Here is a 12,064-nt window from a genome sequence, read left to right on the forward strand (position 1 = left end):
CGACTGGTGGGGAACACGGCGTCGGCGGCGGCGAAGCCGCGTAGCTCGGTGCGCCAGAGGACGCCCGGTTCTAATCGCACATCGACGCCGAGCGATGCGCCATTCGTCCGGAACGGGGCGCCACTGGCTGTAGTGGCCAGCACGCCATCGCCATCAGCGAACCGCTCGACGCGGGCGGAAAGCGCCCACGTCGGCGTCACCCAGAGACGACCAACGAGCGTCGCGCCGTACCACCCGTGGCTCGTTTGCACACGCGTCACGCTGTCCCGTCGCTGCTGCGCACCGACGTCGAACTGGGCGAGGAGATCGAGGCGATCCGCCAGGCGCGACGTGAAGCCGACACCGTTGAATAACCGACGCTGCGATCCCGGTTCGTTACCAGCATAGCCGTACCACGACAGCGTGGTGGTCGGTGTGGCCGCCAGATCGAACCGAAGACCGAGACTCTTGTCGTCGTTGCTTTCGGAGATATTCTGCCATCCGTTCACCAGATCAACGCGTGCCGTGAGCGCCGGCGTGACCTGCCACGTGGCGCGGAGGCCGGTGGAATAGTACGGCGAGTAGTCGGCCACGAGTGATCGCGTGTACACCGGATTGTCGCGGCTCGTCCAGCCTTCCATGCCTGAGTTCGAATAGAAGATGCCGCCGTCGATCCAGAGCCGCGGCGTGAGCTGATAGCCGGCGTACGCCTCCTGCAGCGACCGGGCGAGGACGTCGCCACTCACGCGGCCCTCCCGCGGCTCGGCCGCATAGTTCGATTGCACCGACGTGCCGGCCTGCAGCGCCAGCCGGCCGCGCACGCGACCACCGGTCACTTTCGCCTCGATGAACGCGAGATTGATGTTGAACTCATTGTGACGAGCTGGCTGCGTCGTGAACGCGCGGTCGCGTGTGGGCGGACGATTGACGTCGAAGGCGTACACGCCATCGATGAACGCGCCGAACGTGACGCGCCGTGTGCTGTCGCCGGCGACTGGCTGCGCCGATGCTGGCTCCGTGGTGCCGACGAGGACGGCCGCGACCATCGCGCTGCGCGCGGCGAGGAGGATGGTGGAGGGAGTCATAGGTCCTGTGAACGCTAGTGCATCCAGCTCTCGTGACGAGAGGCATCGCGGGCCGGTGCGAAATTGGAGTCTTTTGTGAGCTTGGAGTGGTGAGTCGAAGTTTGGGGTTCTGGGTTGAATCCACGACTCGAGACTTCAACCCAGGACTCCGAACTCACCCGCCGTTAGCTTTCAGCCATGACCTCCCCGATTCTCCACTCTGCCGACGTCGTGGTGCTTGGCGGCGGCCCAGGCGGCTATGTCGCCTCCATTCGTGCGGCCCAACTCGGCCTCTCCGTCACCTGCGTCGAGTTCGACAAGACGCTGGGTGGCACGTGCGTGAACGTCGGGTGCATCCCCTCGAAGGCACTCCTTCAGAGCTCCGAGCAATACGAATGGCTGCGCCTTCATGCGGCCGAGCACGGCATCAAGGTGGAGGGGGCGTCGATCGACCTGCCCACGATGATGGCGCGCAAGCTGGACGTCGTGGCCCAGAACACGAAAGGCGTCGAGTTTCTCTTCAAAAAGAACAAGATCACGTGGGCCAAGGGCTACGGCACGCTGTTGCCAGAGAACGTGGTCGAAGTAAAGGCCGCCGACGGCGCGCTGTCGCACTGGAAGGGCACATCGGTGATCATCGCCACGGGCTCGGTGCCGGTGCAGCTGCCGTTCCTCCCATTCGACGAGCAACGCGTGCTGTCGAATGTGGGCGCGCTGTCGATTCCGGAAGTGCCGAAGCATCTGGTGGTCGTGGGCGGCGGCGTGATCGGTCTTGAATTGGGCTCGGTGTGGCGTCGCCTCGGTGCCAAGGTCACGGTGGTCGAGTTCCTGCCCACCATTCTCACCGGCAACGACGACGACCTGGTGAAGGAGGCGGACAAGATCTTCCGCAAACAGGGGCTCCAAATACACACCGGCACCAAGGTTACCGGCGCTGATGTCCATGCCGATGGCGTGCGCGTGCACATGGAGAAGGACAGCGTCGCGTCTCACCTCGACGCCGACTACGTGCTGGTGTCGGTGGGTCGCAAGGCACTGACCGGCGGCATCGATGCGGCGGCGCTGGGGCTGGCAATGGGCCCGCGCGGCGAGATTCTGGTGAACGATCAGCAGCGCACCAACCTGCCGGGCGTGTATGCGATCGGCGACGTGTGCGGCGGCAAGCTGCTCGCGCACAAGGCTGAGGAAGAGGGCGTCGTGGCGGCGGAAGTGATCGCCGGCAAGCCGGTGCACATGCACCACCGCACGATCCCGGGCATCGTGTATACGGCGCCCGAACTTGCCACGGTGGGCCTCACCGAGCAGGAGGTGAAGGCCAGCGGACGCGCGTATCGGGTGGGTAAGTTCCCGTTCAGCGCGAACGGCAAGGCACGCACGATGGGCGAAACGGACGGCTTCGTGAAGTTCGTGGTCGACAAGGACACCGACGAGATCCTCGGCTGCCACATGATCGGCCCGCACGTGGCCGACCTGCTCAGCGAAGTGATATTGGCCATGGAATATCGCGGCAGCGCCGAAGACATCGGCATCACGGTGCATTCGCACCCGACGCTCAGCGAGACGGTCAAGGAAGCTGCGTTGAGCGCGCTGGGGAGAGCGATACACATGTGAATGAAAGAACTGCCAACTGCTTAGGGAGCAGGAGGGAGGCGAAAGGGGGCAGGGCGCAGGCCGCTCAATGCGGTTCACTGCTCCCTGCCCCTTCTTCCTCCGCCCTGCTCCCTAAGCAGTTGGCAGTTTACAGTCCCGCCCTACAGCATCGTCCCAATCACAATACCGATCGCGAAGATCCCGGCACAGAGCATCATGAGCATCGCTGTTCCCAGCGCCGCCTTGGGTTCGACCATGGCGCCGGTCGCGATGTTCGTCGCGGTGGCCGTCTTCATTTCCGTGCGTGCTTCAGGAATGGCCGCCATGATGATCGCGGCGACGTAGGCCGGGGTCGTCATGCGACGACGCTGGTCGGTTTCCGCCGAAATCATCTTCCACAAATCCACCTGCTTGTCGTCGGCGCGGCGCGCGTCGGCTTCGCTGGTTTCTCCATCGAGCCACTGGTGGATCACCAGCGCTGGGCCACCTTCCGCCGCTGCCGTACCGGGGAGCGGCACTTCGCGATCTGCCGCAGGACGATCAGCAACCGGCGCGGCGTCGCGTTGCGGCAAATCCTGACCGAGGTTCCGGTCGTCGTGCGCTTCAGGTCGGTCGAGCATCAGTCGTATTTCTCCTCGAGCAAAGTCTGAAGGGCTTCACGTGCCCGATGCACGCGCATCTTCAGTGCTCCAACGGTTGTCCCCAAGAGGTCCGCCATCTCTTCGTAGGAGCGTCCTTCAACATGTTTCATGATGAAAGCCTCCCGAAGCGACGGGGCCAACTGCGCGAGGGCTGAATCGAGGTCCTGCCGCAGTTCCGTGCGGTCGAGGTCCTCATCGGGACTCGCGAAGGTGGAGGGCTGGTCGTCTTCGTCGTAGCTCAGGTGCGTGCGCCGAATGTTCTTCAGCCAGTCCTTGCACCCGTTCGCAACGATCCGAAAAAGCCAAGCATCGAATCGACCACGGACTTCACCGAGATGGTGATAGGCCTTGATGAACGATGTTTGAAGAATGTCTTCGGCTACGTCGGGACTTCCCGTCATACCCAAAGCATGTCGATACAGCGGATCGCTGTACCGACCGATCAGCATCGCGAAGGCATCGCGTTCTCCCGCCAGAATGCGGGAGATGACGTCCTGGTCCGAATCGACGTCTGCGGGAGTGGGTTCTTCTTCCGTCATGGTCACGGCGCTAGGATAACGCCGTCTCAACGGTATTGACACCCCTTCCGACAAACGAAGCGTAAAGAACGTCGCTGTTCGTCTCGTTTGAAGGACGAATGGTCGCGGAGGAGGTCACGCAAGCCGGGTGGGGAGTATCGGCACGTGATGGAACGCACTCCAGTGATGATTACGAATCAGTTCGCCGTGTTCATCAAGACGTGGCGGTTCGTAGCGAACGCGACCATGACCCTGAGGCGCGATTCCGGTGCGGGATGACGCGCTGCCGTCTTGTACAGCCTGCTGCAGCGCCTCCTGCACGCCACGCACCAAGCCGCAGGGAATGCCGACCCGCTCCAGTACCTCGATCCATGTCGCTGCCGAACGCTGGGCTACCGCCGTCGCGATCGCGGCCACGACTCGATCGCGCTGTGCCAGGCGACCGGCGTTCGTCGCGAGCGCCGGATCGGCGGCGAGGTCGTCGAGCCCCAACGCGCGCGCGGCGAGGGGCCACTGCGGATCGGCACCCACCGCCAGCACAAACGGTCGGTCGGCCGCGGCGAACAGCTGGTACGGCACCAGATTGGCGTGCGCGTTGCCCCACCGGCCGGCGTCGCGCCCAGACACCAACGCGTTCTGCGCCACGTTTGCCAGCGCCGCCAACGCCGACTCCCGCAGGGTGACATGGATCCGGCGATCGGCGGCCGTGATGAGATGGTTTCGGCCCGCCAAAGCCCCCAAAATGGCGATCGCCGCGTCCTTGCCGGCTATCAGGTCGACCAAGGCGACCCCGGCTTTGATCGGTTCGCCGGCGGGCTCGCCGGTGATCGCCATCCAGCCACTTTCGGCCTGCACGACGAAATCGTATCCGGGTCGCGAGCTGTGGGGGCCGAAGCCGGAGATCGTGCACCAAACAAGTCTTGGATTTCGCGCCAGTAGCAGCTCAGCATCAAGCCCATACCGAGCCAATATACCAGGTAAGAAGTTCTCGATGACGATATCGGCCTCGGCAATCAGCACCTTCAGCAACGCCACATCGTCGGCCAGTTTGAAGTCGGCGGCGAGCGACAACTTGTTCCGATTGGTGCTCAGGAAGTACGCCGATTCGCCGTCCGGTGCGAACGGTGGGCCCCATCCGCGGGTATCGTCGCCCGATCCGGCGCGCTCTACCTTGATGATCTGAGCGCCGAGATCGCCGAGTACCATGCTGCAGTGCGGTCCGGCAAGCACCCGGGAAAGATCGACAACTTTGACGCCATCGAGCGGTAGTGTCTTCATGGTGTTTCGTAGATGCCTATTAGGGGCGCCATATAATCGAGGAATAATGCTACCGAGACGCTGCCGGAAAAGACGCCAGGAACACCGCACCTTGTGTACAATATGCAGTTCACGACGTAAATCACGTCCGTATACCTTGCATAGATCACTGAAAATCATATAGTTACCCCAGTTCTGGTGGGCGTGGACCATACTATTGAGGCTTGAGCAGTACCCCTCCATAGAAAAGTCGGGCGACCACCTCTACCTCCATTGCTGGCGGAAGGAGTCCGTTCGACCCATGGCCGATTTGCCGCAGGCTGACGACGACACGATCACCGAAGGTGACGCACCTCCTGCCAGCCCGGCTCCGCGCCGTGGTCCTGGGCATCGGGCTGCAGACGCACGCGACACGGCGGCCGAGATGGCGCAGCGGGCGCACGAGATCAGCCTGGAGGCCGGAAGCAAGATGGCCGGCGCCATGCGCGAGGTCATCGGGGCGGCGGCTGGTCTCAGCGACTTCGCGATCGACAGCGCGCGCGACCTGATCACCTACATGGTCCGCCGCGGCCAGATGGGCCAGGAAGAAGCCGACGTGCTTATTCAGCAGGCTGAAGCCGCGTACATCGCGAAGCACGGATCCTTGCCGATCCGGGGTCCGAAGGCTCCGCCGCCCAAGCCGGTTCCATTGGGTCAACTGCCCAAGGCTGTCACCGCCCCGGCGGCCGCGGCTGAAGCCGCCCTCGAGGCGCGGGCCGCCATGCGCATCGAACCGCAAAAGCCGTCGGACAAGGTGACGTACGCTCCGCTTCCTCCTAAGCCGGCGCCGAAGCCTCCCGCTCCGAAGGTCGAGGTGGTCGAAGCCCCAGTCGAAGCGAAGCCTGCTCCGAAGGCGGAAGTTAAGGTACCTTCCGCACCGGCGAAGGTTGGTGCTCCGGCGCCGACGCCGACGCCGGCCAAAGCTGCTATGCCGACCAAAGCCCCCGCCAAGGTAGCGGCGAAGGCACCCGCCAAGGCACCCGCCAAGGCGCCCGCCAAGGCACCTGCCAAGGCACCTGCCAAGGCACCTGCCAAGGCACCTGCCAAGGCACCTGCCAAGGCACCTGCCAAGGCACCTGCCAAGGCACCTGCGAAGGCACCCGCCAAGGCACCCGCCAAGGCACCCGCCAAGGCACCCGCCAAGGCGCCCGCGAAGGCACCCGCCAAAGCGCCGGCTAAGGCTCCCGCCAAGAAGGCGCCGGCCAAGAAGAAGTAGCAACACGTGTTCGTCGCGTCGGCACCGAGTCGCCTCGACTTCGGAGGAGGGTGGACAGATGTCCCACCCTATCCCGAAGAGCGAGGTGGCTTTGTATGTAACCTTGCCATCGAGCGCCGCAGTCGTGTGACGCTGCGCCATGGACCCGCTGAAGAGAACCGGATGGCGCTGGTCGCCGCCGCGATGCGCCGGGCCGACTTCGATGGGCACGTCGCCATCGCCAGCGATTTTCCGATCGGCGCCGGACTTGGCGGATCATCGGCCGCCGGCGTCGCTCTGTCGGCTGCCATCGCCTGCGCACAGGGGCGTTCGGCCGGTCCCGCGGGGCTCGCCGAGTGGAGTCGAGTGCTCGAGGTCGAAGAGCTCGGCATCGCCGGCGGGCGTCAGGATCATTACGCCGCTGCCTTCGGTGGCGCGCTCGGGCTGACCTTCGACGATGCGGTCACCGTGGAGCAGATTCCGCTCACTGCGGCCGCAGCCGCCGCGCTCGAGTCACGCATCACCCTCGTTTATACCGGTGAATCGCGCATCTCCGGTGAAACGATCACGGCGGTGCTCGATGCCTACCGCGATCGGGTGCCGCGGGTGCTCGAGGCACTCGACCGCATGGCCGTACTGGCCCGTGGGATGCGAAGCGCGCTCCACGCCGGCGACGTGACCACGCTCGCCGCGCTGATAGACGAGCATTGGGTCCATCAGCGCGCCCTGCATCCGCGCATCTCCACGGAGCGGATCGACGCAGTCGAGCGAATCGCCCGAACCGCCGGTGCGCAGGGACTCAAGGCGCTCGGCGCCAGCGGCGGCGGATCGGTCATGATCGTAAGTGATGCGGCCGACGTGGCCCGCGTGGTCGAGGCCGTCGCTCCCTTCGGCGAGATTCTGCCGTGGCGCATCGCCTCGACCGGCGTAGAGGTGTCGCGGCTCTCGCCTGACGCCTAGACTGTACCGCGTGACGTACCGTTATCCGCTCGATCCCGTCGCGCTGACCGCTTCGCTGGTCGCAATCGATTCGCGCAATCCGTCACTCGTGCCCGATGGGCCGGGTGAACTCGCCTGCGCCACACATCTGGCCGCGGTGCTGAACGCTTGGGGTTTCGCGGTGGCGCTGCAGGAAATCGCGCCCGGTCGTGCCAATGTGATCGCCCGCATCGGCCCTACGGGACGCACCCCGCTTGTCCTCAACGGACACCTCGATGTCGTCGGCGTGGAGGGCATGTCGCACGTCCCGTTCGCGCCCGATGTGCGCGACGGCAATATGTACGGGCGCGGTTCCACCGACATGAAGGGCGGCGTGGCCGCCATGTGCGTGGCCGCTGCCCGCGCAGCGGCCCGTGGTGCGCTGGCCAGTGAGATCATCATCACCGCCGTCTGCGACGAAGAGTACGAGTCGATCGGCACCCGTGCGCTGCTCGCGCAGGGACTGCACGCGACGGGGGCGATCATCACCGAACCCACGCGCATGGCGATCGCGCCGGCGCACAAGGGATTCGCCTGGATCGAAGTGGTGCTGCACGGGCACGCGGCGCACGGCAGTCGCTACGACGTGGGGATCGATGCCAATCGTCATGCGGGTCTGCTGCTGGCCGCGCTCGATCGTTACGAACACGACGTGCTGACCACGCACGTGCATCCCTTGCTCGGCCGCGCCTCGCTGCACGCGTCATCAATCGTGGGAGGAACCGGCTGGTCGACGTATGCGGAACGCTGCACGCTGCGCGTTGAACGCCGAACGCTTCCTGGCGAGACGGGCAAACAGGCCCTCGCCGATGTGCGGGCGATCTGCGACGAACTCGCCGCCTCGCGCCCGGGATTCCAGGCCGATGTCTCGCTCGTGTGCGCGCAGCCGCCGCTCGACCTCGCCCTCGATGCTCCACTGATTACCTCGATGAAGGCAGCATGCAACGCCAGCGGGCTCGCGCCGCAGATCGCGGGGCTGTCGTGCTGGACCGATGCCGCCCTGTTCGCCGAGGCGGGAATACCGACGCTGTGTTTTGGGCCTGGTGATATCGCCCGCGCACACTCGGCCACGGAATGGGTGGAGGTGGCGGAGCTGGAGAAGGCGGTTGAAGTACTGGAGGCGGTCTGCTCCGCCTGGGGGAGGTAAGCGTCGCCCCCTGCGGCTTCCAACCGATCTCCGTCGACCCAGAACCCAGAACCCACGACCCACCGCTTCAAGCCCGCAGCCCGCAGCCCGCGGCCTTTTGGCTGTGGGCTCTTGGCGTGAGGTAGTGGGTCGTGTGTTCTGGGTGGTGGGTTTAGGCGGCGACCGTTGCCCGCTCCCTTAGCTTTGCTGCTTATGCAGCTCTCCGTTCTCCAATACGACAAACTCGAGCGCGCCATTACCGATGGCACTCGGCTCCAACTCTATCGGCGTGGCAGCGAGTTCCTCGTGATCCCCGAGCGGCTCCGTCTGCACCACGGGCGCGAGCTCATCGTGGCCCGTCATCCGAGTACGGGCAGCTTGCTGGAGATCTATGTGGACGAATTGGAAAGAATGGAGATCGTGAAGTGAGCGCGAAGTACCCCGTGGTGGCGGTCTTTGCGGATGAATCGTGTCTCGGTAATGGCAAGAGTGGGGATACGCCCGGCGGACTCGGCGCGCTGATCGAGTTCCGGAAAGCGGATGGCACGGTGCAGCGCTTCGACCTGTGGGCTTCCGAACCCGATACCACGAACAACCGGATGGCGCTGCGCTCGGTGATCGACAGCTACCAGGCCATGTCGCGGAAGGGGAATCCGCTGTCGGTGCTGTTCACGACTGATTCGCGCTACATCGTGGATGGGATGACGTCGTGGGTGCGGGGCTGGATGGCGCGGGGCTGGAAGCGCGCGCAGGGTCCGGTCGAGAACGTAGAGCTGTGGCAGGCGGCGGTGGATGCGGTCGCGATGCACGAGTCCCAGTGGGCTTGGGTGAAGGGGCACGCTGGCCATCCGCAGAACGAGTATGCCAACCATCTCGCGACCCGGGCAGCCGCCGTGCAGGATCGCTCCGACGGCCTTGTGGTGTCGTCGTTCGAGGAGTGGTGGGCGGCGCAGCCGGTGCGGGCCAACACCAAGCGGGCACCACTGTCACCATTTCCGGCGGCTGACGTTTTCACGCCGTCTCCGGCGTTACCCGGGGTCAAGACCGCGCGTCGGATGACGTAGGAACTCCGGCGCACGAGTGCCGGTCCAACTCCGGACGCTCATGTCTAAGTATCTCCTCATCCTCGCGGTCGGCGTAGCGATCGGCTACGGCTACGGCTGGAAAGACGCCCAAGCGAACGAAAAGAACATCACTGAGCGCGTACTCGATCGCATCGGCGGTGAGACGCGCGAGCGTATGGGAAACGACGTGGACAAGCGTTACCAGGCAGCCGACGGAAAGTGACCGTCGTGTCGCGCTCGTTGGACGATCTCGATCGACTTGCCTTCCGCCTCTCGCGTACGGTTCGCACGCAGTATCCGCATCTCCTGACGCAAGGCTTCACGCTCACCGATCTCGAGGAACGGCTTCTGCCCTTCCGCGAGGCGCGCCGTGAGATGGCCGACGGTGGTGCCGACGCGTTCGAGCGCACCGTGCTCCGGCTGATCGCCGGTGAGCGCGACTATCTGCAGACCGACGCGGAGCTGCGGGTCGCCTGCACGCAGGCCTTGGCGTCGCCGTCACCGTCGATGTCACTGGTGCGGGCTTGGGCCACGACATCGCTGCAGCTGACCCAGCCGGCGAACGCGGTCGGCACGGAGCGAATGGCGACCCCGCCGACGACCGACATCAGCGACCGCACGGCTGAGGCCAGGCTTGGCGCCAAGCATGCGATCAATCCGTGCGGCTGTCGTTACTGCGGGAATCGGCTGCCGGAGATCCGGCCCATGACCTTCTGCCCGCACTGCGGGATGGACTTGACCAAGCGGCAGTGCCCCGCCTGCAGCACCGAGCTCGACATCAACTGGCGCTTCTGCGTGACGTGCGGTCGGAGCGCAGATCTCCCCGATATCGCGACACCGATCCGCCGCGCCGGCTAGTTTCGCACCGCTGGGTGAATCCGGTCGATGACGTGAGGTGTATACTCGTGTATGCCTCACGTTTTTCCGGTCCGTTCATTCATTCAACGTTCGCGGCGTACCGCATCGGCCTTCGGCCTCTGCGCTGTGTTCGGGTCCGTGTCCGCGTGCACGTCGGCGATTCCCGTAGGAGCGCCTGGTGGCCCGACGGGCGCGACGGCGGCCGGTGGATCGCCTTCCGTGCCGCTTACACAGCCCGCGTTGCGCTGGCCCGTACGGACGGTCGAGCATATCGATCTCTGGTTGCATGCCTTTGCCCTGATCAGCGAAGACACAGCGCGCGTACGGTTGTATCGGAATGGCTATCGCGATTCACTGGTGGTCGTGAAGAACCAACGCAATGTGCTCACGAGTCTCGACGCCAATCGCGCGACCCTCGCGAAGCGCTTGCCGGGAGCTGGCGGCTATCTGCAGGCGCAGTTTCTCCCGTTCGAGTTCTCGAACTGGGACGCCATGAAGTACGCGCTCGAACGCTTCCTGCAATTCGAGGGCGACCCGCGACGGGCTCCTGATCGCGAGACGCAAGCCCGCGTGGCGTTGATCGCGTCGATGTTTCCGGCGTCGGCCGACCGCGAGTGGCTGCGACTGTTTCTGGCCGGAGTGATCGACGAACAGGAGCGATTCTTCAACGCCGAGCATTCGCGCTTGGTTCGCACCCGCGCGTCGGTGATCACCTCGGTGGATAGCCTTTGGCAGCAGGTGTATCGCACGAAGTTCGAACGGTTCCTGAACAACACGTCGCAACGGCAGGGTGACCTGCTGTTGTCGCTGCCGATCGGCGGCGAAGGGCGCACCGCGGCCGGCCCGAACAGACAGACGATGGTGGCCGTGCCCTTCCCGGCGCGCAGCGAAGACGCGGTACAGGTGTTGTACGTGCTGGCGCACGAGGTGACCGGCTCGTTGGTCGGTACGGTCGTGACGGACAACACGACGCCGGCCGAGCAGCGTGCGGGCGCCGCCGACCGTTATGTCTCGATGGGCCAGGTGCAGTCCGGGGCGATGCTGCTGGCGATTATCGCCCCGGAACTACGTGACGGGTACGTGCGCTTCTATCTCGCGCAGGCGGGCATTCGCGCCACCGCCGCCGAGGCCAATTCCACGTTCGATCGCACCTTTGCGCTGCCGCTTGCTATTCGCGATGCGCTGCAGCGACAGATCGACATTATTTTGAGTGGCATATGATGCCGACTCGTATCCTTCAGGCTTCCCGGATCCATGGCTGACATTCCGCGCACCGCGCTCGAGCGCGTGCTTGCCCGCGCGAGCGAGCTGCAAACGACGACCCCTGAGGGCGCCGAGAGCGTCTCGGAGGAGCGTCTGCTCGAGATCGCCAAGGAAGTCGGGCTCGATCTGGCGCATGTGCGGCAGGCGATCGCCGAAGAACGGGCGCGTCTGCCGATGTCCGAGACAGAATCGGGCCCGATGCTCGATAGTCTGGGGCCGGCCGCGCTGGGCGCTCAGCGCACGGTCCCTGGTACGCCGGACGACATTCTGCGCCGTCTCGATGCGTGGATGCCGCGCATGGAGTCGCTCTCGACCCGTCGTCGCATTGGCGATCGGCAGAGCTGGGAGCCTCGTCACGATCCGTTCGGCAACTTTCTCCGCTCGTTCGGCGTGGGCGGCCGCCGCTTGGATCTCGTGCGCGTGGATCAGATGACGGCCAGCGTGACGGCAGTCGACAACACGCGTAGCGTGGTCCGACTCGACGCGGACATC

Annotated in this window: 14 protein-coding genes; 10 read left to right on the plus strand and 4 right to left on the minus strand. The window is 65.0% G+C overall.

The annotated features are described in order from the left end of the window. On the minus strand, positions 1–1,064 hold a 1,064-nt coding region (locus tag ACESNG_RS20705), incomplete at its 3' end, for an outer membrane beta-barrel protein (RefSeq protein ID WP_373070635.1). Between the two features lie 177 nt (positions 1,065–1,241). Here ACESNG_RS20705 and lpdA point away from each other — a divergent pair. Then, entirely contained in the window at positions 1,242–2,654 is a 1,413-nt protein-coding gene (gene lpdA, locus ACESNG_RS20710; protein WP_373060179.1) for a dihydrolipoyl dehydrogenase, read from the plus strand. 140 nt (positions 2,655–2,794) lie between these two features. Here lpdA and ACESNG_RS20715 read toward each other — a convergent pair whose 3' ends face one another. From ACESNG_RS20715 to ACESNG_RS20725, 3 genes are all read right to left on the minus strand, one after another. After that, positions 2,795–3,253 carry a hypothetical protein gene (locus ACESNG_RS20715; protein ID WP_373070637.1) on the minus strand — a complete coding sequence of 153 codons (459 nt, stop codon included), beginning with the start codon at positions 3,251–3,253 and terminating at the stop codon, positions 2,795–2,797. Beyond that, positions 3,253–3,813 (minus strand): RNA polymerase sigma factor, encoded by a 561-nt coding sequence (locus ACESNG_RS20720; protein ID WP_230981178.1) that lies wholly within the window; start codon positions 3,811–3,813, stop codon positions 3,253–3,255. The genes ACESNG_RS20715 and ACESNG_RS20720 overlap by 1 nt, the downstream gene beginning before the upstream one ends. 114 nt (positions 3,814–3,927) lie before the next feature. Then, on the minus strand, positions 3,928–5,070 hold the full coding sequence (locus ACESNG_RS20725) for a CaiB/BaiF CoA transferase family protein (RefSeq protein WP_373070639.1): 1,143 nt from the start codon (positions 5,068–5,070) through the stop codon (positions 3,928–3,930). A 280-nt stretch (positions 5,071–5,350) separates the two neighbouring features. Here ACESNG_RS20725 and ACESNG_RS20730 point away from each other — a divergent pair, with 280 nt between their 5' ends. From ACESNG_RS20730 to ACESNG_RS20770, 9 genes are all read left to right on the plus strand, one after another. Continuing rightward, on the plus strand, positions 5,351–6,304 hold the full coding sequence (locus ACESNG_RS20730; protein ID WP_373070641.1) for a hypothetical protein: 954 nt from the start codon (positions 5,351–5,353) through the stop codon (positions 6,302–6,304). A 126-nt stretch (positions 6,305–6,430) separates the two neighbouring features. Further along, positions 6,431–7,243, plus strand: coding sequence for a hypothetical protein (locus ACESNG_RS20735; protein ID WP_373070643.1), 813 nt, complete (start codon positions 6,431–6,433; stop codon positions 7,241–7,243). Between the two features lie 10 nt (positions 7,244–7,253). After that, positions 7,254–8,408: an ArgE/DapE family deacylase gene (locus ACESNG_RS20740; RefSeq protein WP_373058601.1), complete on the plus strand. Its 1,155-nt coding sequence runs from the start codon at positions 7,254–7,256 to the stop codon at positions 8,406–8,408. A gap of 192 nt (positions 8,409–8,600) precedes the next feature. Beyond that, complete coding sequence (locus ACESNG_RS20745) at positions 8,601–8,816, plus strand: hypothetical protein (protein WP_373058603.1); 216 nt, start codon at positions 8,601–8,603, stop codon at positions 8,814–8,816. After that, positions 8,813–9,451, plus strand: a complete 639-nt coding sequence (locus tag ACESNG_RS20750) for a ribonuclease H (RefSeq protein ID WP_373058605.1) — start codon at positions 8,813–8,815, stop codon at positions 9,449–9,451. Before ACESNG_RS20745 ends, ACESNG_RS20750 begins: the two co-directional genes overlap by 4 nt. Positions 9,452–9,491: 40 nt before the next feature. Next, positions 9,492–9,674 carry a hypothetical protein gene (locus tag ACESNG_RS20755; RefSeq protein ID WP_373058607.1) on the plus strand — a complete coding sequence of 61 codons (183 nt, stop codon included), beginning with the start codon at positions 9,492–9,494 and terminating at the stop codon, positions 9,672–9,674. A 5-nt stretch (positions 9,675–9,679) separates the two neighbouring features. Continuing rightward, a complete protein-coding gene (locus tag ACESNG_RS20760; protein ID WP_373058609.1) occupies positions 9,680–10,309 on the plus strand; it encodes a zinc ribbon domain-containing protein in 630 nt (209 codons plus the stop codon). A 138-nt stretch (positions 10,310–10,447) separates the two neighbouring features. Continuing rightward, complete coding sequence (locus ACESNG_RS20765) at positions 10,448–11,530, plus strand: hypothetical protein (protein WP_373070645.1); 1,083 nt, start codon at positions 10,448–10,450, stop codon at positions 11,528–11,530. A gap of 33 nt (positions 11,531–11,563) precedes the next feature. Further along, a partial coding sequence (locus tag ACESNG_RS20770; RefSeq protein WP_373070647.1) for a hypothetical protein occupies positions 11,564–12,064 on the plus strand: 501 nt, incomplete at its 3' end.

This window comes from Gemmatimonas sp., assembly GCF_041689975.1.
Classification (GTDB): domain Bacteria; phylum Gemmatimonadota; class Gemmatimonadetes; order Gemmatimonadales; family Gemmatimonadaceae; genus Gemmatimonas.

Excerpts from the sequence above, each read along its gene's own strand:
- ACESNG_RS20730 (WP_373070641.1), top strand. The coding sequence starts at position 5,351 with ATGGCCGATTTGCCGCAGGCTGACGACGACACGATCACCGAAGGTGAC.
- ACESNG_RS20715 (WP_373070637.1), bottom strand. The coding sequence starts at position 3,253 with ATGCTCGACCGACCTGAAGCGCACGACGACCGGAACCTCGGTCAGGAT.
- ACESNG_RS20745 (WP_373058603.1), top strand. The coding sequence starts at position 8,601 with ATGCAGCTCTCCGTTCTCCAATACGACAAACTCGAGCGCGCCATTACC.
- ACESNG_RS20725 (WP_373070639.1), bottom strand. The coding sequence starts at position 5,070 with ATGAAGACACTACCGCTCGATGGCGTCAAAGTTGTCGATCTTTCCCGG.
- ACESNG_RS20720 (WP_230981178.1), bottom strand. The coding sequence starts at position 3,813 with ATGACGGAAGAAGAACCCACTCCCGCAGACGTCGATTCGGACCAGGAC.
- lpdA (WP_373060179.1), top strand. The coding sequence starts at position 1,242 with ATGACCTCCCCGATTCTCCACTCTGCCGACGTCGTGGTGCTTGGCGGC.
- ACESNG_RS20755 (WP_373058607.1), top strand. The coding sequence starts at position 9,492 with ATGTCTAAGTATCTCCTCATCCTCGCGGTCGGCGTAGCGATCGGCTAC.